At 61.8% G+C, this 22,177-nt stretch carries 23 protein-coding genes and 3 tRNA genes; 6 read left to right on the top strand and 20 right to left on the bottom strand.

Annotation, left to right across the window (positions count from 1 at the left end):
* Positions 1-5: 5 nt before the first annotated feature.
* Both B5527_RS03260 and B5527_RS03255 read right to left on the bottom strand, forming a co-directional pair.
* Positions 6-1,004, bottom strand: a complete 999-nt coding sequence (locus tag B5527_RS03260; RefSeq protein ID WP_197689270.1) for an NAD-dependent epimerase/dehydratase family protein — start codon at positions 1,002-1,004, stop codon at positions 6-8.
* Positions 1,005-1,010: 6 nt separating this feature from the next.
* Positions 1,011-2,165 carry an NAD-dependent epimerase/dehydratase family protein gene (locus B5527_RS03255; protein ID WP_079599999.1) on the bottom strand — a complete coding sequence of 385 codons (1,155 nt, stop codon included), beginning with the start codon at positions 2,163-2,165 and terminating at the stop codon, positions 1,011-1,013.
* Between the two features lie 410 nt (positions 2,166-2,575).
* Between B5527_RS03255 and B5527_RS03250 the strand changes: the two genes are divergently transcribed.
* Positions 2,576-4,222, top strand: a complete 1,647-nt coding sequence (locus B5527_RS03250) for a glycosyltransferase family 39 protein (RefSeq protein ID WP_079599998.1) — start codon at positions 2,576-2,578, stop codon at positions 4,220-4,222.
* A gap of 230 nt (positions 4,223-4,452) precedes the next feature.
* Here B5527_RS03250 and B5527_RS03245 read toward each other — a convergent pair.
* The 10 genes from B5527_RS03245 to B5527_RS03200 form a co-directional block, all read right to left on the bottom strand.
* Positions 4,453-4,528: transfer RNA gene (locus tag B5527_RS03245), tRNA-Phe, on the bottom strand.
* A 186-nt stretch (positions 4,529-4,714) separates the two neighbouring features.
* A complete protein-coding gene (gene yacG / locus B5527_RS03240; RefSeq protein ID WP_079599997.1) occupies positions 4,715-4,933 on the bottom strand; it encodes a DNA gyrase inhibitor YacG in 219 nt (72 codons plus the stop codon).
* Positions 4,923-5,546, bottom strand: coding sequence for a Maf-like protein (locus B5527_RS03235; RefSeq protein ID WP_079599996.1), 624 nt, complete (start codon positions 5,544-5,546; stop codon positions 4,923-4,925). The genes yacG and B5527_RS03235 overlap by 11 nt, the downstream gene beginning before the upstream one ends.
* Before the next feature lie 239 nt (positions 5,547-5,785).
* On the bottom strand, positions 5,786-6,253 hold the full coding sequence (locus B5527_RS03230; RefSeq protein ID WP_079599995.1) for a low molecular weight phosphatase family protein: 468 nt from the start codon (positions 6,251-6,253) through the stop codon (positions 5,786-5,788).
* Between the two features lie 69 nt (positions 6,254-6,322).
* Positions 6,323-6,817, bottom strand: coding sequence for a UPF0262 family protein (locus B5527_RS03225; protein ID WP_079599994.1), 495 nt, complete (start codon positions 6,815-6,817; stop codon positions 6,323-6,325).
* Positions 6,814-8,109, bottom strand: coding sequence for a histidinol dehydrogenase (gene hisD, locus B5527_RS03220; RefSeq protein ID WP_079599993.1), 1,296 nt, complete (start codon positions 8,107-8,109; stop codon positions 6,814-6,816). The genes B5527_RS03225 and hisD overlap by 4 nt, the downstream gene beginning before the upstream one ends.
* 269 nt (positions 8,110-8,378) lie before the next feature.
* A complete protein-coding gene (locus B5527_RS03215) occupies positions 8,379-8,834 on the bottom strand; it encodes a DUF2948 family protein (RefSeq protein ID WP_079607025.1) in 456 nt (151 codons plus the stop codon).
* Positions 8,835-8,906: 72 nt separating this feature from the next.
* A complete protein-coding gene (gene murA, locus B5527_RS03210) occupies positions 8,907-10,196 on the bottom strand; it encodes a UDP-N-acetylglucosamine 1-carboxyvinyltransferase (protein ID WP_079599992.1) in 1,290 nt (429 codons plus the stop codon).
* 177 nt (positions 10,197-10,373) lie between these two features.
* The gene (locus B5527_RS03205; RefSeq protein ID WP_079599991.1) at positions 10,374-11,033 is read right to left on the bottom strand and encodes an epimerase; all 660 of its coding nucleotides are present in this window, start codon (positions 11,031-11,033) and stop codon (positions 10,374-10,376) included.
* A gap of 31 nt (positions 11,034-11,064) precedes the next feature.
* Entirely contained in the window at positions 11,065-12,003 is a 939-nt protein-coding gene (locus B5527_RS03200; RefSeq protein WP_079599990.1) for an SDR family oxidoreductase, read from the bottom strand.
* Positions 12,004-12,147: 144 nt separating this feature from the next.
* On the opposite strand from B5527_RS03200, the gene B5527_RS03195 reads away from it, so the two are divergent.
* On the top strand, positions 12,148-12,747 hold the full coding sequence (locus B5527_RS03195) for a TetR/AcrR family transcriptional regulator (RefSeq protein WP_079607024.1): 600 nt from the start codon (positions 12,148-12,150) through the stop codon (positions 12,745-12,747).
* Between the two features lie 274 nt (positions 12,748-13,021).
* On the opposite strand, the gene B5527_RS03190 is transcribed toward B5527_RS03195, so the two are convergent.
* The 7 genes from B5527_RS03190 to B5527_RS47015 form a co-directional block, all read right to left on the bottom strand.
* The gene (locus B5527_RS03190) at positions 13,022-13,846 is read right to left on the bottom strand and encodes an alpha/beta fold hydrolase (RefSeq protein WP_079599989.1); all 825 of its coding nucleotides are present in this window, start codon (positions 13,844-13,846) and stop codon (positions 13,022-13,024) included.
* A 109-nt stretch (positions 13,847-13,955) separates the two neighbouring features.
* Positions 13,956-14,468, bottom strand: coding sequence for a hypothetical protein (locus B5527_RS03185; RefSeq protein ID WP_079599988.1), 513 nt, complete (start codon positions 14,466-14,468; stop codon positions 13,956-13,958).
* 156 nt (positions 14,469-14,624) lie between these two features.
* Complete coding sequence (locus B5527_RS03180) at positions 14,625-15,458, bottom strand: alpha/beta fold hydrolase (RefSeq protein WP_079607023.1); 834 nt, start codon at positions 15,456-15,458, stop codon at positions 14,625-14,627.
* Between the two features lie 29 nt (positions 15,459-15,487).
* Positions 15,488-15,796, bottom strand: a complete 309-nt coding sequence (locus tag B5527_RS03175; protein WP_079599987.1) for a UBP-type zinc finger domain-containing protein — start codon at positions 15,794-15,796, stop codon at positions 15,488-15,490.
* Between the two features lie 7 nt (positions 15,797-15,803).
* Positions 15,804-16,112, bottom strand: a complete 309-nt coding sequence (locus B5527_RS03170) for an EthD family reductase (RefSeq protein ID WP_079599986.1) — start codon at positions 16,110-16,112, stop codon at positions 15,804-15,806.
* Positions 16,113-16,156: 44 nt separating this feature from the next.
* The gene (locus B5527_RS03165; protein WP_079607022.1) at positions 16,157-17,869 is read right to left on the bottom strand and encodes an FAD-dependent oxidoreductase; all 1,713 of its coding nucleotides are present in this window, start codon (positions 17,867-17,869) and stop codon (positions 16,157-16,159) included.
* A gap of 14 nt (positions 17,870-17,883) precedes the next feature.
* On the bottom strand, positions 17,884-18,009 hold the full coding sequence (locus B5527_RS47015; protein ID WP_276329310.1) for a hypothetical protein: 126 nt from the start codon (positions 18,007-18,009) through the stop codon (positions 17,884-17,886).
* A gap of 167 nt (positions 18,010-18,176) precedes the next feature.
* On the opposite strand from B5527_RS47015, the gene B5527_RS03155 reads away from it, so the two are divergent.
* From B5527_RS03155 to B5527_RS03140, 4 genes are all read left to right on the top strand, one after another.
* Entirely contained in the window at positions 18,177-18,623 is a 447-nt protein-coding gene (locus B5527_RS03155) for a hypothetical protein (protein ID WP_079599984.1), read from the top strand.
* Positions 18,624-18,741: 118 nt separating this feature from the next.
* A tRNA-Thr gene (locus B5527_RS03150) sits at positions 18,742-18,816 on the top strand.
* A gap of 751 nt (positions 18,817-19,567) precedes the next feature.
* Positions 19,568-19,643 (top strand) — tRNA-Ile (locus B5527_RS03145).
* A gap of 1,064 nt (positions 19,644-20,707) precedes the next feature.
* Positions 20,708-21,316 (top strand): TnsA endonuclease N-terminal domain-containing protein, encoded by a 609-nt coding sequence (locus B5527_RS03140; protein ID WP_079599983.1) that lies wholly within the window; start codon positions 20,708-20,710, stop codon positions 21,314-21,316.
* Between the two features lie 153 nt (positions 21,317-21,469).
* Here B5527_RS03140 and B5527_RS03135 read toward each other — a convergent pair whose 3' ends face one another.
* On the bottom strand, positions 21,470-21,844 hold the full coding sequence (locus tag B5527_RS03135) for a hypothetical protein (protein ID WP_079599982.1): 375 nt from the start codon (positions 21,842-21,844) through the stop codon (positions 21,470-21,472).
* Positions 21,845-22,177 lie beyond the last annotated feature (333 nt).

Genomic DNA, 22,177 nt, shown 5'->3' with positions numbered 1-22,177 from the left:
TGCCGTCAATCCGAAGCGGACAAAGCCTGCTGCCGCACCCAGATGTCGCGGTTCTCCAGATACCAGCTCCACGTTGTCCGCAAACCAGCTTCAAGGTCCGTGGGAGCATTGTAATCGAATTCGCGCGCCGCTTTGGCGATATTGCACCAAGTCGAGTGAACTTCTCCGCTGCGGCCTGCCTCGTAACGAACCCGAAAATCGCGTCCGGAAACCTTCTTGAGCGTTGCGACCAGCGTGTGGAGCGTTGTCGGTCGTCCGCTGCCGAGCTGGTAAACGCCGGTGGGCCGCCGCTTAAGCGCCGCTTCGATGCCGCGCACCAGATCGCCGACGTAAAGGTAATCGCGCTGCTGGGTGCCGTCGCCGTAGACGACGAGCGGCTCCTCGCGAATAATGCTTTTGATAAAGGCGGCGACCACGCTCTTTTTGTGCGCCGAGCGCGGACCGTAGATGTTTGAAAAGCGCAACGTCACGCATGAAAGTCCATAGGCACCGGCAAAGGCCGAGCAATAACCCTCCACAGCAAGCTTGGAGGCGCCGTAGGGAGAGAGTGGACAAGGCGCCGTCTCTTCCGAGATCGGCGGCGCTACTTCGCCAAGCAGGGCGCCACCGGTCGAGGCATTGATGATGCGACCAACGTTTGCGGCGCGGGCCAATTCGAGCAGTTGGAATGAACCAGCAACATTGACTTCGAAACTGGGACACGGATCTTCAACCGAATCGATGACACCGGATAGAGCCGCAAGATGTACTACGGTATCGGCGCCTTGCAGACATTCTTTCATCGTGGCTTTGTCGGTGAAATCGCCGCAAGTGAACCGTACCCCGCGCGGAAAGATGGGGCGCCGCTGCCCGGCGGACAGGTTGTCAAGCACGACGACGTCGTAGGCGCTGTTTGCCGACAAATGCCGTACGAGATTAGCGCCTATGAAGCCGGCTCCGCCCGTTACAAGTACGCGCATGCTAGTACATCTCGAATGAGCATTTGTCGGGGTCCTGCGTAGCAATCGTAATCACCACTTCGAGGTGCAAGGAATCTTTGAGCGGTCGCAATTGCCTGCGTACTTCTGGGCAATTTCCCTGATCTCCCCGAGCAAGCTACTGTTGAGCATGATCGGCTCGAGGCCGAGGCCGATAAGACTACGGTTTTCGACGTACAGGTCGTTAGCGTCGGCTTCTTTGCGCGGATTGGGCAGATGCGAAATCGGCACCCCGGTCAATCCGGAAATCATCTCCGCCAGATCGATGAGCCTGAAGGTCTCGGTCATCTGGTTGAAGATGCGCACACGTTCGCCCTTTTGAGGCGGGTTCATGATCGCAATCTCGATACAACGAACGGTATCCTGAATATTGATGAACGCCCGCGTTTGACCGCCGGTGCCATGAACGGTCAGCGGATAACCGATGGCTGCCTGCACGAGAAAACGATTGAGGACTGTTCCATAATCACCATCATAATCGAACCGATTGATGAGCCGCTCATCGAGTGACGTTTCTTCAGTTTGCGTGCCCCAGACGATGCCTTGGTGCAGGTCGGTGACGCGAACCTCGTCGGTTTTGTTGTAGAACGCGAATAACAATTGATCTTGGGTCTTGGTCAAATGATAGATGCTGCCAGGATCGGCCGGGTATAGAATCTCCCGATGAATGACTTTGCCGTCCTCTTCGAGCTTAATCGGCAAATAGCCTTCCGGAATTTTCATCCCGGCCGCGCCATAGCCGTAAACCCCCATTGTACCGAGATGAACGATGTGGCTGTCCACGCCGGATTCGACGATGGCGGCGAGCAGATTGTTGGTGGCATTGAGATTGTTGTTGACCGTGTAACGCTTGTGATACGACGACTTCATTGAATAGGGCGCCGCGCGTTGTTCGGCGAAATGCACTACAGCGTCCGGCCGCCACTCAGCGATGAGCGTCAAAAGGCGATGATAATTCTCGGCGACGTCGAAATTGTAAAAGGAAGTAACCTTGCCGGTTATCTCATTCCAGGCCCGAAAACGTTCTCCGATCGGACGGATTGGCGTGAGCGACGATGTCTCTAGCTCGTTGTCGATGTTGCGACGTGACAAATTGTCGACGATTGCCACTTCGTGGTCTCGCGCCGAAAGGTGCAATGCCGTGGGCCAGCCGCAAAAACCGTCGCCGCCAAGAAGGAGAATTCTCACTAATCTTCCTCCTCTAATCGTGCTGCCCCATGTCCGAGATGAGTGCTGAGGTGGACCCATCGGCAGGACCACCTACAAAGTTAACTTCCCCACACGCCCTTGTCGTCCCCACTGGGCGGCTCGATCCTCGGACAGTCGCGAGGATCGACGGCGCTCTTCTGACAGACGATCGTTTCTCCAGGATTTCCGAATTGTGGAATCATCATGGCCTATCTATGGCCACAGGTCTGGCTGGCCGCAATTATATGCATATATGAGCGCGCTCCCAAGTTCGACGTTTGACTGGCGGATTATCGATTGGACGGCATTGACCAATAAGGCGAACGGCAACGCTCTCAAGGACGCCAACGCCTCGTTGAATCTTTTTTTAAAAAAAGCGAATCTTCAAGTTATGCCGAAAGCGCCGCGCCATGGCTATGACTGAAGCTGTTTCCCTGGCCGCAGGCGCGCGTTCGCGCATCCGCTCGATTGGCCGCCGCGGCGCCGCGCGCCTCGTCGCCTGGGCTGGCGACGAGAAATTAAGCCTGTGGCTGGTGGCGGGTTTCGTCGTCCTCCACGTGGTGCTTTGGACCGTGATCCTGATACGGTTGCGGGCGGCGCAGGACGTGCACTTCGATGTCGCCGAGGCCTTTGCCTGGGGCCAGAAATTCCTGCTTGGCTACGGCAAGCATCCCCCGCTGTCGGGATGGGTCGCCGGCCTCTGGTTCATGCTGTTCCCGGTCACGGACTGGTCGACCTACGCGCTGGCGATGGTGACGGTCGGCGTCGGCATGATGATCTGCTGGGCGATCGCCCTGCGTGTGGTCGATCGCCGCCGCGCCTTCCTTGTAGTGGTGATGCTCGCGATCTACCCGATCTTCAATTTGAAGGGCTTCAAGTACAATCCGGATCTGCTGCAGCTGATCACGCTGCCGCTGGTAGTGCTCGCCTATCTGGATGCGTTCGAGAAACGCACGATACGCTCCGGCATATGGCTTGGACTCGCGGGCGCGTTGGCGCTGATGACGAAATACTGGGTATTGACGATGATCGGCGCGCTCGGGCTCGCGGCACTGATCCATCCGGCGCGGATGCTGTTCCTGCGTTCGCCAGCGCCGTGGGTCGCGATCGTGACGTTGGTGGTTGCGATGGTCCCGCACTTCATTTGGCTGAAGCAGGTGGATTTCGTGCCGTTCAGGTATCCCGGCGATACCTATTCGATATCAAATCACATCCAGAGCCTGGAATTGGTACTGGTCTATATCGGCCATAACATTGCTTTGCTCGCGCTGCCGTTGGTGGTCGTCGCCGTGGCGTTGGCGTGGAGCCCGCACGCGTGGATGTTGCTGCGGCGCGATCCGCGCGCCTTCGTCACACAACCATGGTCGCGCGATGCCAATTCAGACGTGCGGATGAACCAGGCACGGAATATCTGGATCGTTCAAGGCATCGTCGCCGTCGGTCCGCTGATCGGCGCGCTGGTATTCTCGATTTACCTCAAGACTGACTGGGGCATCTCGCTGTTCTTCCTGACGCCGCTGGCAGTGGTTGCGATTCCTCAATTGCGCCTGCGCCGGGCCGCGCTGGTGCGAGTCGTCGCGACCTGGCTGGTGATTTCGCTGATGGTGCTGGTCGCGGCGCCGTTGATCGTTCCCATCACGATGCTGCGCAATGCGGCCGGCCAGTTCACCTATGGCTCACATTCGCAACTCGCACGCGAGCTGACGGAGCTGTGGCATCAGCGCTTTCATTCGCATTGGAAGGTGGTCGCCGGCCCCACCGATGTCGGCGAGCCGATGACATTCTACAGCCCCGATCACCCGATGCCGCTGACGCCGAATGAAATCTGGTCATCTGGGCTTACGTCGCTCGACGAGGCGAAGCGATATGGTTTCATCGGCATCTGCGAAGTCGGCGGTTGGAATCAGCAGGCGTGCGACGCCTGGATGAAACAGAATTCAGCAGGTGGGGAGGGGATGGTGATCACAACGCGACGATTCTTTCGCGGATCTGCCATGGCTGCGACGGAATGGAACGTATTCGTCGTTCCCCCGGCCAATCGTGAAGCTCCGGAGTAGCCTCATGGATCGTGCCAGCATTCATCGGTTTAGCCGACCAGCTCCACAAATAAGATCGCTCTTTGCGCCAGCCGTTTGCGCGATGGGTTGGGCCTGGCTGATTTCTTCGTGCTCGCCATACTCAACTCGGTAAGCGGCCGGTGCCGCCTGTCGTTCTCGCTCTTCGGAGCGCGCTGAAGAGGCTGCAAAAGAGGGTGAATGAATTTGGCGTTCGCGAATCTGTTCCAAAATGGTGCCCAGGGGCGGGATCGAACCACCGACACTGCGATTTTCAGTCGCATGCTCTACCAACTGAGCTACCTGGGCACTTCCGGCCGCGAGGCGGCTTGGGAGCGCCGGTTTATAGTCAGGCTCGCCTGCCCTGTCCACCATGCTTCGCCTCTCGGCTACGCATGGCGCAGCCCCGCTTGGCATGAAGGTCCGCGTGGTCCGGCCATGCCGGAAAAGCGCTGGGACCGGGTGTTAACAGCCCGAAAACGCGCGGTTTTTCGCTCAATCGGCGCCTTCGTCGTCGTCCTTGGTGGCGGGGATGGCGTAGGAATTCGACAGCCAGCGGTTCAAATCGACATCCCGGCAGCGTTCGGAACAAAACGGGCGCGAAGCCTCGGTCGCGGGCTTGCCGCAGATCGGGCAGGGCTTGGGAGATCCCTTGGCAGATGACTTGCCGGTCTCCTGGCCGGATCCGGCGTTTTTTGGCGGCCTAGCTGGCATTCAACCATCCGAATCGGATCGGAAAACCTTCGCCTCCCATCAGCGAGATCGATTCATAGAGCGGCAGACCGACGATATTGCTGTAGGAGCCGACCATCTTGACCACGAAGGTTCCGGCAATGCCCTGCACGGCATAGCCGCCGGCCTTGCCGCGCCATTCGCCGGAACCGATATAGGCCTGGATATCGTCCTCGCTCAGGCGCTTGAAGCGCACCCGGGTCTCGATCAGGCGCTGGCGGAAGGTCTCCTTCGGCGTCACCAGGCAGATCGCGGTGTAGACCCGGTGGTTGCGTCCCGACAACAGCCGCAGGCATTGCGAGGCTTCGTCGACCAGGTTCGCCTTGGGCAGGATGCGGCGGCCGACCGCGACCACGGTGTCGGCGGCGAGAATGAAGGCGCCGCGCAATTCGTCATCGAGCTGCACCGATTTGAGCGCGGCGTCGGCCTTGGCGCGGGCGAGGCGATTGGCGCAGGCGCGCGGTAACTCGCCCCGCTTCGGGGTCTCGTCGACGTCGGCGGGACGCAGCGCATCGGGCTCGATGCCGGCCTGGTTGAGCAGGCTGAGACGTCGCGGCGAACCGGAAGCAAGAACGAATTTGGGGCGGCCTAGCATGCGCACATTTGCTGGGAGGGAACCGGAGGATGAGTGCGCGCGGAACCTATCGGAAGGCATTCGTCGAGACAACTACACATTCGATGGGTCCTCGCGAACGCGAGGACCCATACGCCGTGGCGGCGCGGTGTGAACGAGGTGGCTGTGACAGTTTTCTTTCAACTACGACGGCCGGTGGTTATGGGTCCCCGCTTCCGCGAGGACGACATCCGGGGTTATCCGCTGGCATCTCCGTTCGTTCACCCGCTCGCCGCGCTCACCTTGGAAAACCGCTTGCGGATGCGCATCGACAGGGTGTCGCAGACCTCGCGATAGGCTTGCAGCTTCTGCTCGCGATTGCCCTCGGCGCCGGTGGGATCCTGGGTCGGCCAGTATTCCACCTCGGCCGCGTGCGTGCGCGTCAGTTCCAGCGCCCGGTGATGCGCTTCCGGCGACAGCGTGATGATCAGGTCGAAATTGAGCCCTTCCCAATCCTCCAGTTCCTCGAACGTGGTCGGCTTGTGGCCCGAAATATCCTGGCCCAGTTCGGCCATCACGGCGACAGCGAACGGATCGAGTTCGCCCTTGCGGGCGCCGGCGGATTTGACATAGAGCGCCTGCGGAAACATCCGCTGCAGCAGGCTCGCCGCCATCGGCGACCGCACGCTGTTCAGGCCGCACGCGAACAGTACGGCCTGCGGAGCGCGCACGCGCGGAGGCGCCGCCACGCGTTAGCCTGCTTTTGTCGTGCGCATGATCTGATCCGAAAACCGGTGCCCACTTTTCCGGGTCATGCCCTAGCCTTTCCAGTGCAGCACGCAGATCAGCGTGAACAGCCGGCGGGCGGTCTCGAAATCGACCCGCACCTTGCCCTTCAGACGTTCCTGCAGCGTGCGCGAACCCTCATCGTGAATGCCGCGCCGGCCCATGTCGATGGCCTCGATCTTGTCCGGCGTCGCGGTGCGGATCGCCTGATAATAGCTGTCGCAGATCATGAAATAGTCTTTGACGATTCGCCGGAACGGCGTCAGCGACAGCAGATGCGCCACCACCGGCGTGCCGTCTTCGCGGTGGATGTCGAACATCAGCCGGTTGCCGGTGATGCCGATGTGCAGCTTGAACGGGCCGCCGCTGGCGCCTTCCGGCGCGAACAGGTTCTTTTCGACGAGGTCGTAGATCGCGATCGCGCGTTCATGCTCGATGTCGGGACCGGAACGCCCGATCGATTCCTCGTCGAGCGTCACCGCGACGACGCGATTTAGCGGATCTTCCTCTGCGGGCGGCCTGTTCATGGCAGATTGAGGCGCAGCCCGACCGAGCGCGCATGCGCGTCGAGCCCTTCGGCCTTGCCCAGCGTCATCGCCGCCGGCCCCAGCGCGCGCAGCTGGTCCGGCCCGCATTTCAGGATCGAAGTTCGCTTCATGAAGTCGAGCACGCCAAGTCCGGAAGAGAACCGCGCCGAACGCGCCGTCGGCAGCACGTGGTTGGAGCCGCCGACATAGTCGCCGATCGCCTCCGGCGTGTGGGGCCCGAGGAAGATCGCGCCGGCATTGCGGATTTGTCTCGAAAACGCTTCCGGATCGGTCGTCATGATTTCCAGGTGCTCGGCGGCGATCGCATCCGCCAGCGCTACTGCCTCGTCGAGCTGCTTCACGAGGATAATCGCCCCGAACTTGTTCCACGAAGCCTGGGCGATATCGGACCGCGGCAGCGTGCTCAACTGAGATTGCACCGCGCTTTCGACGTCATCGGCCAGCGCTGCGCTGTCGGTGATCAGGATCGACTGCGCGTTGACGTCGTGCTCGGCCTGCGCCAGCAGATCGGCCGCGATCCAGCCGGCATTGCCGGTCGCATCTGCGATCACAAGCACTTCCGAGGGGCCGGCGATCATATCGATGCCGACCTTGCCGAACACCAGCCGCTTGGCGGCGGCGACATAGGCGTTGCCGGGGCCGACGATCTTCGCCACCGGCGCGATGGTTGCCGTGCCCCAGGCCAGCGCCGCCACCGCCTGAGCGCCGCCGACGCGATAGATCTCGGACACGCCGCCGAGATGCGCTGCCGCCAGCACCAGCGGATTGAGCCTGCCGTCCGGCGACGGCACCACCATCACCACGCGCGCGACGCCGGCGACCGCCGCCGGCACCGCATTCATCAGCACCGAGGACGGATAGGCGGCGGTGCCGCCGGGAACATAGAGGCCGACTGATTCGATTGCGCTCCAGCGCCAGCCGAGTTCGACGCCGAGCGCGTCGGTGAAGCGATCGTCTTTGGGCAATTGCCGGCGGTGGAACACTTCGATCCGGTCGCGAGCGAATTTGAGCGCGTCGAGCGTTTCGGTGTCGCAGGCGCTCACCGCGGCCTCGATTTCGGCCGGGGTGACACGCAAGCCGGAGGCATCGAGATCAAGCCGGTCGAATTTGCGCGTCGCCTCGATCAGCGCCGCATCGCCGCGGGCCGCGACGTCGTCGACGATGGCGCGGACTGCGCTCTCGATATCGGCCGATACCTCGCGCTTGATCGCGAGAAAATCGGCGAATCGTTCGGCGAAATCGGCGCGGCTTCGGTCGAGACGAACGGGCATGGTGGCTTTCCGGCGGGAGGCTTGATGCGAAGGCCCACTGCTCAATGGCGCGGCGACAAATCGCCGTCAACCCTGATCCCTTGAATTGAGTTCACTCGGTTTCTCGGCAACGGAGGTAGGCTCCCTCTCCCATTGGGAGAGGGCTGGGGTGAGGGGTTACGGTCCATCGTTAGGCCGGAACCCCTCACCCGATTTGCTGCGCAAATCGACCTCTCCCCACGGGAGAGGTGCGACGGAGCTCGCGGTGCGCTCTCGAAAACAAGGTTCACTCAGGCATCCAATCCTGACGATTCGGTGCCTTCGCCGAAATCGCCAGTTCCGAGATCGTCCGCGCCGAGGTCGGTCAGCTCGCATTCCAGGCACTCGACGTCCAGCCGCAGCGCTCCGCCATTGCTGAACATCAGGACCGCGCTGCCACCGGGGGCGTCACCGGGGTGAAACTCGATCCCGAGCAGTTCCAGCGCTGTTCCCGGCGCCTCCAGCTCGATGTTGCGTGACTTGCACGACAATACCCGGTCGAAGCGCAGCGCCGCGATCAGGCGGCGCGGGGCGGTTTCCCCCGAAAGCGTCTGTTCCCAGTCCAGCCGGTTCATGCCGACCACCAGCCGCTTTTCGCCCTGCCGCCAAACGATGTCGGAGGTCTGCACCCGGGCGTCCTGGACATGCGCGGATATCACCGCGAGATCGTCGGCATCGAGCGCAATCAATTTGAGCTGGGCCGTCACCGCGAGCACCACCTTTGGTTGGCGCGTGTTCTATCGCAAAACCGGTATCCACTTTTGCCGAACAGGCGCCGGTCAATCGCTGATCCGCTCGATCGAGGCGCCGCAGGCCGACAGTTTTTCCTCGAGCCGCTCGAAGCCGCGGTCGAGATGGTAGACGCGGTTGACCATGGTCTCGCCTTCGGCGGCCAACCCCGCGATCACCAGCGACACCGAGGCGCGCAGATCGGTCGCCATGACAGGCGCGCCGCGCAGCACGGCGATGCCTTCGATGGTGGCGGTCTCGCCGTCAAGGTGAATCCGGGCGCCGAACCGCGCCAGTTCCTGCACATGCATGAAGCGGTTTTCGAAGATGGTCTCGGTGATGCGCGAGGAGCCCCCGGCGCAGGCCATCAGCGCCATCAGTTGCGCCTGAAGGTCGGTCGGAAAGCCAGGAAATGGCGCGGTCGAGACCGTCACCGGACTGATGCCGGCGCCGTTGCGGGCAACGCGGATGCCCTGGTTGTTGACGGTGACGACCGCGCCGGCCTGTGTCAGCACGTCGAGCGCCGACTGCAACAGTTCGGGACGCGCGCCGGAAAGCTGCACGTCGCCGCCGGTCATCGCCACCGCCATCGCATAGGTGCCGGTTTCGATCCGATCCGGCAGCACGGTGTGCCGCGCGCCGTGAAGCTTGCTGACGCCTTCGACGACGATGCGGGACGTGCCGGCGCCGGAGATGCGCGCGCCCATCTTGTTCAGGCAGTCGGCGACGTCGAGAATTTCCGGCTCGCAGGCGGCGTTGGTGATGACGGTGGTGCCCCTGGCCAGGCTCGCCGCCATGACGGCGACATGGGTGCCGCTGACCGTCACCTTGGGAAAATCGATGCTGGCGCCCTTCAGGCCGCCCGGCGCCTTCGCAATCACATAGCCGCCGTCGATGGTGAGTTCGGCGCCGAGCTTCTCCAGCGCCATGATCAGGAGATCGACCGGCCGGGTTCCGATGGCGCAGCCGCCAGGCAGCGACACCTTGGCCTCATGCATCCGCGCCAGCAGCGGCGCGATCACCCAGAAGCTGGCGCGCATCCGCGACACCAGTTCGTAAGGCGCCTTGGTGTCGATGATGTTGGCCGCGGAAATGTGCAGGGTCTGGCCCTGGTATTCATGATCGCCGGGCCGTTTGCCGGCCGACATGATGTCGACGCCGTGGTTACCGAGAATCCGCTGCAATTGCGCGACGTCGGCCAGCCGGGGCACGTTGTCGAGGATCAGTGTCTCCTCGGACAACAGCCCCGCGATCATCAGCGGCAGCGCGGCATTCTTCGCGCCCGAGATCGGAATGGTACCATTAAGCTTGCTGCCTCCGACGATGCGAATGCGATCCATGCCGACCCCCACTTTTGCTACGCACAAACTATAGGGCGACGAGCCCCTTATGGCAAAAGCGTGGAATTTGCGGCGATTTGATGGGGTTAACCGTCATTCCGGGGCACGCGCCAGCGTGAACCCGGAATCTCGAGACTCCGGGTTCAGTCCTGCGGACTGCCCCGGAATGACGGCTCGCTACAACCGGTTGATATCTTCGCTTTCCAGCACCGGCTTCGGGTAGCCGTCCCGTGCGACCTTGATCATGGCGCGGCCGACCTGTTCGGTCGTGGTGACGTAGGTCGGCGCGACGCGATGGAGCAGCGTTAGCAGCGGCGCGGCGGCGACATAGACCGCCTGATACCAGGCGGTCTTGGACCGGATGCCGTGCAGCGGCTGGATGCCGGCGGGTCGGAACATATAGGCCGCCTTGAACGGCAGCTTGAGCAGATCGTTTTCGGTCTTGCCCTTGATCCGCGCCCACATCAGCCGGCCCTGCTCGCTGGAATCGGTGCCCCGCCCGGTGACATAGACGAACACCATGCCCGGGTTGAGTTTTGCAAGCGTGGTCGCCGCCGCAAGCGTGAGGTCGTAGGTCAGATGCCGGTAGCGCTCCTCGCTCATGCCGACCGAGGAGACGCCGAGGCAGAAGAAGCAGGCGTCGTATCCCGCGAGTTGGGATTCCAGGGCTGAAAAATCGAAGAAATTGTCGTGCAGGATTTCGCGCAGCTTGGCGTGGCGCCGTCCGCTCGGGCTGCGCCCGACCACGAGCACGCTTTCGACCTCAGGATCAAGCAGGCATTCGCGCAGTACGCCCTGCCCGACCATGCCGGTTGCGCCGAACAGGATGACTTTCATCCGATCTCCCGTTGCATGGTTGCGTCCCACATCAGGCGGCGGCCGCGACCGGATCGAACGATACACCGGTGAGGGTGGCGGAGACATCCCAGAGCCGCGCCGACGCCGGGGCGTCCTTCGCCCGCGGCATGATCTTCGCCGGCGCAGGGGCGCCCTTCAACTCGTAGAGCCCGTTCGGGCCATAATAGCCGGCCGGCTTTGCCTCCGGCGAGGTCGCGGCAAACAAAGTGGGCAGCGCGCCTTCGGCGGCCGACTGACTGGCAAAAGGCTGAAGCAACTTGCTGATCTGCCACAACAGGCCGCTGGTACCCGGACCTTTGGCGATCAGGTCGGTTCGGGCGTAACCGGGATGCGCGGCGTTGCTCATCAGCCCCCAGCCGGCGGCATCGCTGCGGCGTTGCAGTTCAAGGGCAAACATCAGCATCGCCAGCTTCGACTGGGAGTACGCTTTCATGGGGGAATAGGACCGGGCGCCCTGCAGATCGTCAAAATTGATCGCGCCGGCGCGATGCGCGAGGCTGGAGAGATTGACCACGCGGGGCGCATCGCCGCGGCGAAGCCAGGGCAGTAGATGTGCGGTCAGCGCATAATGGCCGAGATAGTTGGTGCCGAACTGCATCTCGAAACCATCCGATGTCACCTGCCGCATCGGCAGTGCCATCACGCCGGCGTTGTTGATCAGCAGATCGAGCGAGGCATGCGCGGCGCAGAAGCGCCTGGCGAAATCGGCCACCGACGCCAGGCGCGCCAGATCGAGGGTTTCGTAGCTGACTTTGGCATTGGGAAATCGGCTACGGATTCTCTGGATCGCATTTTGACCCGTGGCGTCATTGCGACCGGTGAGAACCACTTCCGCACCGGCGCCGGCGAGCGCCAGCGCGGTTTCATAGCCGAGGCCGCCGGTGGCGCCGGTAACGACAGCGGTCTTGCCATTCAACGGAGGAATGTCTGCGGTGCTCCAGTCGGTCATGTTTATATCTCCCGGGCTCGAATCGTTTGCGGACTTGGCCGCCCGGCCCTAAATGTGCACTTAGTGCAAGTTTGCAAGGGGTGAAAAACAAGGCGAATGGTGAGCGCGCGAAAAAAGGTTAAGCCTCGGATAGCCAAGAAGAAAATGGCCAAGAACATGGTGCCGGACCAGCCCGGTCTGCGCCAGCGCAAGCGCCAGCAAATCCGCGAGCGGTTGACCCGGACGGCGGTGGCGCTGTTCCTCGAGCGTGGTTTTGAAGCGACCACGCTCGACGACATCGCGGCCGCCGCCGACATTTCGCGCCGCAGCTTCTTCCACTACTTTGCCTCGAAGGAAGACGTGGTTTTCGCGTGGCAGGAGGAGAGCTCGGCGGCGTTGATCGCCGCGGTCGCCGCGCGGCCCGCCAGCGAATCCATGCTCACGGCGGCGGAGAGTGCGATTTCCGCGATGGTCAGACAGTTCGAGCCCGGCGAAGCCATCGCGATGGCGTGTCTGAAGCGCGACAATCCGGCGCTGCAGGCCCGCGATCAGGTCAAATACGAGCAGCTTGAGCGCGCCTTGGCGGAGGCGCTCGGCAAGCGGGCGGCCCGTCCAACAGAAATGCTTCACGTCCGGCTGGTCGCCATGATCGCGACGGGCGCGATGCGGATCGGCGGCGAGCTCTGGGCCGCCGAAGGCGCGCGCGAAAACCCGGAAGCTTTGGTGAAGCGCACATTCGCCGCGATACGGGCGATCCTCGATTGATCGCCCACGCGCGCGGCAATGCGATTGCCCTCCCTAGAGATAGTTTTAATTTGAATCGGTGTGCCCTTCACCTCTCCCCAGCGGGGAGAGGTCGATTTGCCAACGGGTCGGCGCGAAGCGCCGCCCGATGATAAACTCCGCAAATCGGGTGAGGGGGTTCTGCTCCACCGATAGACCGCGCCCCCTCACCCGGCGCTACGCGCCGACCTCTCCCTATGGGAGAGGTAAAGTTTCCGCTGCGTCGCAGCTCAATCTTACCTCATCTCATCCCGCCCTACTCCTTGATGAACGCCAGCAGGTCGGCGTTGATCGTGGCCGCTTCGGTGGTGGGCATGCCGTGCGGAAAGCCCTTGTAGGTCTTCAGCGTCCCGTTCTTCAGCAGCTTGGCCGACAATGGCCCGGCAGCGACATAGGGAACGATCTGATCGTCCTCGCTATGCATGACCAGCACCGGCACCGTGATCTTCTTGAGGTCTTCGGTGAAATCTGTCTGCGAGAATGCGACGATGCCGTCGTAATGCGCCTTCGCACCACCCATCATACCCTGGCGCCACCAGTTGGCGATCACGGCCTCCGAGGCTTTTGCGCCCGGCCGGTTGTAGCCATAGAACGGACCCTCCGGGAGGTCGCGATAGAATTTCGAGCGATTGGCCGCGAGCTGGGCCTGCAATCCGTCGAACACCTCCTTGGGAAGCCCGTGCGGATTGGCCGCTGTCTTCACCATCAGCGGCGGCACCGCGCTGATCAGGGCCGCCTTCGCCACCCGGCTTTCGCCGTGCCGTCCGAGATAGTGCGCCACCTCGCCGCCGCCGGTGGAGTGGCCGACGTGAATGGCGTTGTTCAGGTCGAGATGCGCCGTCAAAGCCGCAAGGTCGTCTGCATAGTGGTCCATGTCATGGCCGTCGCCGGTCTGAGTCGACCGGCCATGGCCGCGGCGGTCATGGGCGATGACGCGATAGCCGTGATTCAGGAAGAACAGCATCTGCGTGTCCCAGTCATCGGCCGAGAGAGGCCAGCCATGCGAGAACACCATCGGCTGTCCACTACCCCAGTCCTTGTAGTAAATTTCGATGCCGTCCTTGGTCTTTAACATTGCCATGGCGAAGTCTCCTCTATCGACGCTGTCGTTCCGGGGCGACGCAAAGCGTCGAACCCGGAATCTCGAGATTCCGGGTTCGCGCTCACACGCGCCCCGGAATGACTGTTGATCAGGCGAATGTCGGCGTCGGCCGAAATCGTCTCACCGCGCCGATGATCACGATGATGAAGAACACCAGCACGATGCCCTGGATGACCGCGAACGGCGGTTCGCTGGGCGGCACGCTCGGCGCCAGCGCGTGCAACGCCGGGATCTTCAGGAAACTCTGGATCACCAGAACGAACACGTTGAGATAAAGCGAGGCCATCGCGGTCACCACATAGATCCACCGCCACGCACCGGAAAGCTTCATGGCGTAGAGCGCGATACAGGCAATCGCCAGCAGCACCAGCGAGAGAATGCCGACCATGTGCGATGGCAGCAGCTTCTCGGTCAACAAGGGCGGAATCAGAAAACCGGTGGCGCTGGTGAGAATCGTGGAGAGCAGGAATATCGCAGTCATGCCCGGCATCCGGTTGGAGCCGAGCAATCCGAACATGACGATGATGCCTGAAGCGATACCGATCAGGCTGATGATCACATGCACCATGGTAAAGGTAGCCAGGCTCATACCCAGGATCATGACACACTCCCCCGTTTAAGACGGGCAAATGCTACGACTCCGCTTGGGAAATTGCCACAGGGACCGGTTGTATCGGCGGCAATTCAGGCGTGCCGCGTTAGGTCAACAGCATGGTTTTCTTCACGCGAACCGGTACCCACTTCGCTCCGAAGCGCGCTAGCGATTGAGAAATTCGGCCAGTTTGGGGATCACCTGATCCGGCGCCTCTTCCATCAGCCAGTGACCCGCCCCCTTGACGAGCACGCCCTCGACGTCGGTCGCGACCATCCTGCCCTGCTCGATCAGGAACGGACCGCCGGCTTTTTCCCCTGAAAGCACCAGCATCGGCATCGCCAGCCTGGTTTTTGCAAATCGGGCAAAATCCTCGGCGTCCTTGGGGAAGGCGCGGAAAACTTCCATCCCGGCAGCGATGTGGCCGGGCTTGGCATATTCCCTGGCGTAGAACTCGCGATCGGCTTCCGAGACCGATTTGGTGGGGTCGACTGCAAAATCATTCCAGAAATGTTCGAGATAGATGCGCTCGCGGCCGCTGACCAGCGCCAGCGGCGTCTTGCCATAGAAATGGAAATGCCAGAGATCGCGCAGCAAAAATACGCCATTCCAGTCGCCGATGCCGGGCAGGAATGCTTCCATCAGCACCAGCCGGTCGATTTCACCGGGGTATTGCGCCGCATAGGCGTAGGCGACCATCAGCCCGATATCGTGACCGACCAGCCGGATGCGGTCGTAGCCGAGGCTCTTCACCAGCGCGTGGATGTCCTGCGCCATCGCCGCCTTGGTGTAACCGTCCGCAGGCGCGGACGATTGACCGAAGCCGCGCAGGTCAGGCGCGATCACGGTGTGCTTGTCGGAAAGGTTTGCGAACAGCGGCAGCCACATGTGGCTGGTTTCGGCGAAACCGTGCAGCAGCACGATCGGATCGCCCTCACCGGCGACCAGATAGTGCAGCCTGACCCCGTTGACCTCGGCGAATTTGCCCTGCGGCTGCATCAAATATCCTTCCGCATTGAAAACCGGATTCAATAATAGCGCGGGATCGGACCGTTATGCGGTGTCTTTCGGTCCGACAGATCGAACAGGACCTCATCGACATAACACCAGCCCCATCCTTCCGGCGGATCATAGCCCTCGATGATCGGATGCCGGGTGGCGTGGAAATGTTTGGTCGCGTGCTTGTTGGGAGAATCGTCGCAGCAGCCGACGTGGCCGCAAGTGCGGCAGATCCGCAAATGCAGCCACTCACTCCCGATCTTCAGGCATTCCTCGCAGCCGAGCGCGCTCGGTGTGACATCGCGGATACCCGCAATGTGAGTGCAGCCTTTTGCCATATCAGGCTCACACCTCGCGGGTATCGAACAGCAGCATATCGGCGCCACCGCTCGCGAATTTTGGCAGGTCTCCCGCCGCGGCGTGGCCCTCGGCGCTCCCGAAGGCTTTCTGGATCGCAGCCATGTTGTCGAAGGTCAGTATCGCGATCAGATGAAAGGCAGACGGTCCGGCAGGCGTGGCGACGGGGCCCTGGCTGACCTGAAATTTCCGCAGGCCCGGCATTTTCTTGGCGAGCGGGACGTGGGTCTCGGCATAATATTTGTCGAAAGCAGCAGGATCCTTCGGCGTCTTGTACATCACTACGATTTCAGCCATTGCGTTTCTCTCTTTGGGTAGCACCATGATAACGGCAACTAGTTCTAAAGCGCTGGTTTAGCCGTGTCGCCTAGAAATGCGTGCAGCGCCGCCACCACCTGCGCGCCCTCGCCGATCGCCCCGCCGACCCGCTTGACCGACCCCGAGCGCACATCGCCGACCGCGAACACCCCGGGCACCGAGGTTTCCAGCGGCGTCACCGGGCGTCCCAGGTTCTGCTCGGACTGCGCGCCGGTCACCACGAAACCTCCGCGATCGAGCGTGACGCCGCAGCCGTCGAGCCAGCCGGTGGCGGGATCGGCGCCGGCGAACAGGAACAGGTTGCGGATGGCGGCGGAATCCTCTTCGCCGGACAAACGGCTGCGCCAGCGCACGCGCTCAAGCGATACACCTTCGGTGCCCTCAAGCGCGACCACCTCGGTGTTGAACATCAATTCGATGTTCGGCGTGGCCTCGATGCGCTCGATCAGATAGCGCGACATGCTGGCGCCGAGGCCGCCGCCCCGGATCACCATGTGAACCTTCCTGGCGTGGCCGGACAGGAACACCGCGGCCTGGCCGGCGGAATTGCCGCCGCCGACCAACCCGATATCCTGCTTCGCGCACAGCCGTGCCTCGATCGGCGACGCCCAGTACCAGACGCCGCGGCCTTCGAATTTATCGAGGTTTTCGATCTCAGGCCGCCGATAGCGCGCACCGCTCGCCACCACCACTGATTTGGCGCGCAATGTCTCGCCGCCATCGAGCGCAAGCGCAAAGGCGCCGTCGGTACGCGAGCAATCGAGCGACTTCACCGCGGTCGGAATGATGATGTCGGCGCCGAACTTCTGCGCCTGGCTGAAGGCGCGGCCCGCGAGCGCCTGGCCCGCGATTCCCGTGGGGAAGCCGAGATAGTTCTCGATACGGGCGCTGGCGCCGGCCTGCCCGCCATAGGAGCGCGCATCGGTCACGACCACCGACAGGCCTTCAGACGCCGCGTACACCGCGGTCGCAAGGCCCGCCGGGCCGCAGCCGACGATCGCAACATCGTAGATTTTGTGGTCGGTGCTGCCGCCGATCATGCCAAGCGCGCGGGCGAGTTCGGTTTCGCCGGGATTGCGCAGCACCGTGCCGGCGGCGGTCACCGCCAGCGGCCAATCGGTCGGCGACGGCGAATAGCGCACGATCAGTTCTGCGGCATCGTGATCGGTGGCCGGATCGAGCAGATGATGCGGAAACCCGTTGCGGGTCAGAAATCCCTGCAGGCGAATGACGCCGCTCGAATCCGACGGCCCGATCAGCACCGGGCCGCCGGCGCCAGCCTGGATCAGGCTGACCCGGCGCAGGATCAGCGCGCGCATGATGCGCTCACCGAGATCGGCTTCGGCGACCAGGAGCGCGCGCAACCGCTCCGGCGGAATCAGCAGCGTTTCGACGTCGCCCTCGGCCCGGCCATCGACCAGCGCGACGCGGCCGGAGAGTTGACCGATTTCGGCGAGAAATTGACCGGGCCCCTGATTGATCACGGGCGTGACGTGACCGAGGCCGTCGCGCTGGGTGATCGCGACATGGCCGGACAATATGACAAACATGCCCGGGCCGGGCTTGCCGGTCTCAAACAGTTTCTCCCCGTCCCTGTAAGTTCTGATGTCGCCGAACCCGCGCATGCGCGCGATCTCTTGCGTCGTCAGTTCCGGAAACGTCTGCGCACGGCGTGGAAACGCCTGCCCCGGTGGAGCGTTGCCGGCCGTGTCGACTGTCGTTCCTTCTGCGCCCATCACCGTCCCAACCATCAGCCCGGCTTTTTTCCGTTGTCGTCATGTGGTGTGGTGTCATCGCCATTGGAAGGTGCGATCGCGAGATCGCCTCTGCCCTTGGCCTGCGATTTCCGCCGCTTGAGATTTTCGCGCAACGCCATTTTCAGCCGATCCTGTCTTGGATCCTTCTTTGGATCCTTCTTTGGATCTTTTTCTCGGCTTTTCGCGGGCATCCCGGTTTGCCCCTCGCGTTTTGGCTTGTCATCCTGCATCGTGAACCTGTTCAAATCTGTCGCTCACAGAACGGCTTGACCCGGAGAATAACCAGATGGGCGAAATTCACGAACTGGCGCCGTTGCCGCAACGAACCCTGGACGGCTGGCACCGCTTTGTCGCGTCAGGCGACCGCGACCTGCTGGCCTCTCTGCTGTCGGAGCATATTGTGTTCCGATCGCCGTTCGTGCAATCGCCGATCCCGGGACGACCTGCGACGCTGCTGGTGCTGACCACGGTGGTGCAGATTTTCGAGAATTTTCGCTATCACCGCAGCTTTATCGCCGGTTCCCACGACGTCGCGCTCGAATTTTCCGCCAATATCGGCAAATGGCAGCTCAAGGGCATCGATCTCATCAAATTCAACGACGCCGGCGAAATGCTCGAATTCGAGGTCATGGTCCGCCCAATCAAGGCGCTGGCCGCGCTGGGCGAGGAAATGGGGAACCGGATCGGCCCGCAACTGAGCCAGCTCAAGCAGGCGGCGGGCGTTTTGCGCTGATTGTGCCTCATTTTGGCGGTCTCCCGGGCCGCCCGCGCGCTTGCGCGCAAGGGGGCCTTGTGGCAAGGATCGGCGCGCCTTGCGGGGCCCTTTTGGCTGATTCCCGTATCCGTGGCACGCTGCCGTAGCTCAGTGGTAGAGCACTCCATTGGTAATGGAGAGGTCGACAGTTCAATCCTGTCTGGCAGCACCAGCCGTTCTCCCCTAAAACCCCTGTAAAATCAGCATAAATTCACGTTTTCGCTTGATCGTCGGTTTCGGCTATTTCAGCTATTTCAGCCGGAACAGACAGTGAAAGCATATGTCGCTGACACAAAACTGGCACAAGTGTTCGGTCTTTGTCCGCCCCCTATGGGCATCGTCGGGAAGATCGACGGCTCGTCATCCGTTAAGCTGTTTTCCAGATCGAGGGACTCTCAACGGGAGGCTGGCGCCGGCACGCCGTTTCGTTTCTCGATTTTGAGATCTAGATTGGGAAACCTCAGCCCGGCCGTCTGACGCGCTCGAGAAAGGCGTGCGTCGAGGTCCAGAGATCGATTGTCCTGTCGAGGTTCGGCGACTCGGCTCGCAATGCGTCGGCATTCCAAGAGCGCGCGCACCAAGGGAATTCTTGAACGGGAGCCTCGTTACTGCCGATATAATCTTCCCGAAAGATCGCCGGATCGATGGGCGCGATTGACCTGCGCCGATCATTTCCGTCGTCATCATGATGTGCGGCGTGCGTCCGTTCCCGTGCCTAGAGTCATGTCGAACATCGAGCGATGTCGACTTGGCTACGATCAGCCGTCCGGCGAATATATCGTCGATCTGCTGGAAGGCCGACTTGACCAGTTAGAAAGAGCCCAACGGGAGTTGCTCAGGCGCCTTGATGACCGCCCGTTTTGCCAGCCACATTGTAAGGGGTGTCGGCACCGTTCCCTCCCGCGCGCGGTTGCTCGGCGGCGGGGCCTGTAGCTCAATGGTTAGAGCCGGCCGCTCATAACGGTCTGGTTGCAGGTTCGAGTCCTGCCGGGCCCACCAATGAAATCAGTCATGTGTCGGTTCGCAACAGAACTGACTCGGATTCGCAAGAACTGACTCCCCGCATTGATAGGCCGGGGCAGTTCGGTATTCTATGCCATCCGTTTTCCACAGAAAACGGGTGAGCAAGCGCCTGTCCCAGCGACAGTACGTCAGCTTCACCGTAGCGGCGGGCTGTTCCCGCCCGACTATCTGCTGTCGTGCATCTCATAAAGTGCGTCAAACATCCCATAAGAGCGTTACGAACGCCGCGTACCGGACGGCTAGAAGGCAGCGTGCCCCTCCTTCGTAGCGTGGGACACAGGGAGTGCGGCGCCCGGGCATAGTTCGTGCCCTAATAATACGTCCCCTACTTTCGCAGGGTGCAGTGTTGGTCAAAAACTACGAACCCCCGCCGGCAACGGCTGGGGTTTTCTTGTGTAACGCCCTTTGAGGCATGTGGACCCGCCCTGAAGGTGTCCGGCGGTCGCGGAGGTGCGGGACGTGCTCGCTTCGATCGGCGACACCTGCCCGGAGTGGCCGCCCGATTGGGGCTGGCTCCGAGCGGCGTGAAGCTGCGTATCGGGCACACACGGTCGGGAGCGACGGGCATTTCGTTGGATTTGAACCGCTGACTTGGCAACTTCACCGCGATCGCCCCTCCTCCGGCCCGACCGCCCTCCTCGCCACGGCGACGCCGCGACCGCGCTGAAAACCGCGGAGCCCGAGCACGGGTTTCGCCAGCCGAGAAGCGCGAAGCGTAACTTGGACCAAACCCGGCTCGCCGGGGCGAACTACTGCTAAAGCGAGATGTGCAGCGAGGGCGGCATTCCACGCTGGTGCGGAATGGGACCTGCATGAAGTGCGATACGAGTGGTTCCACAACAGGTTGCAGATGACAGTTCTGTAACTGTAACGCACCCCAAAAGACGTTGCAGCGCCGACCATAGTACGTCCCCTAATAGTTCGCCCGCTACTTTCGTAGGGGGGTGAGTGAAAAGCAAAATGGCTCGACGCGAACAGTCAGCGGCGAGCCATTTTGATTCAGCTACGGTCGCGCCTCGGATTGAAAAGAGGTGGAGGTTATGAGCATCCATTCTGCCTTACCACTGCGTACCTTCGACCTACACCAGGTCTGCTACGAGGGCGCTCTCGAGCGCTGCTGCTTGGTGGTTGGCAGGCTGCGACCGGATATCCTCGAAGTCGCCGAGCAGCCGCCCGCGATCACCTACATCGACGACGCTGGCCGCAAGCGCCGGCACATCTTCGATTTCCGCTTCACCACTACCGACGGCAAGCGTTTGCTTGCCGCGGTCAAGCCGTCCGCATTGATTGCGGTATCTGGCATCGACCGTATCGTCGAGCTCGTAGCCGAACAGATCTCGCCCTCGGTTGCGGACTTCCTCGTCCTCATCACCGAGGAGAAGCTCTCCCGGGTCAATCTCTTTAACGTGCAAGCCGTCAACATGGAGACTCGCGATCTTTGTGCCGAGAACGACGCGGCCCTCGCCAAGGTCATCCGCAAGATGAATGGCCAGGCTAGTATTGGCGAACTCGTCGAGAAATCGACCCTCGGCGGATATGGCTATGACGCCGTGGTCCGATCTGTCTTCGCCGGCCAACTTCGGCTTGTCGAATACTGCAAGCTCGATTTCGACACGCTGCTCACGCGCGCGCCGAAAGGCAACGCCTGAGTTAAACCCTTTGTCGGCGATGGCAAATGCGGCGCCGTGGCCGACGTCATGTCGGAATGACCTTCACGCCGTTGAGGCCGGTCTCCAGATCGCTCGCGCGCCTCAGATACGCCGTGCTGGCCGCCGGCTACTATGGCGGTAGGCATCTCTCAGCTATCCGAGAGACGGAACAACGTAATGGACACGTATCGCTTGCTCTAAAGTGTAATCTTTTAGATTGATCGCGCATCCTCGATTTGGATTTAAAATAATTTGCAGGGCTTGGGCCGATTTCCACACCACGCTCTTTCTCATCTCATCGTAGGTCTGGCCCAGCGCCATACAGTCTGATTTGAAAACCTTATTGCGGTCGGCCCAAGCAGTGACGTCGGCCTGTGCCGTTGGAATAACCCCTACGTATTCATGCGATCCAGGTGCAAAGCCGGGTCCGCCCAGAAAAAACATAACTGCTTTATGTTGGCCGTTGGGCGCCAGAATGCTGCTGACGATTTCGGCGCTGCTTGGAACCGTGTCGTTCGGAAAAATCATCCACACTAGGCATGAAAGCCTACGTACAGTGCACCTACAGAAGGCCCCGCCGGTAACGGCGGGGCCTTCGCTTCAGACAGGACTGTGCAGCGGCAGCGCCGTGGTGTCGCGCGCATGCAGCAGCTTGCAGCAAGCAGCTGCGACCTATGGAGTCAGCGCCGCCTGCTTTCGATGCAGCTCACGGGCGCGTGATGTCGGAAGCGATCGAAATGGACGTCGGCCTCGCCGGCCGTCTCGGTCGTTACCCGTCCGCGCAGCTCGGGGTGCAACGTGGTTCGCGAGCATCCTTTCACCAGCGTCGGCTGATGAAGGACAGAGGCTCTCCGGAGACCG

This window comes from Bradyrhizobium erythrophlei (assembly GCF_900129425.1).
GTDB classification, from domain to species: domain Bacteria; phylum Pseudomonadota; class Alphaproteobacteria; order Rhizobiales; family Xanthobacteraceae; genus Bradyrhizobium; species Bradyrhizobium erythrophlei_C.
The sequence above is the reverse complement of the archived record's forward strand: the minus strand, read 5'-3'. Positions and strand labels throughout refer to the sequence as shown.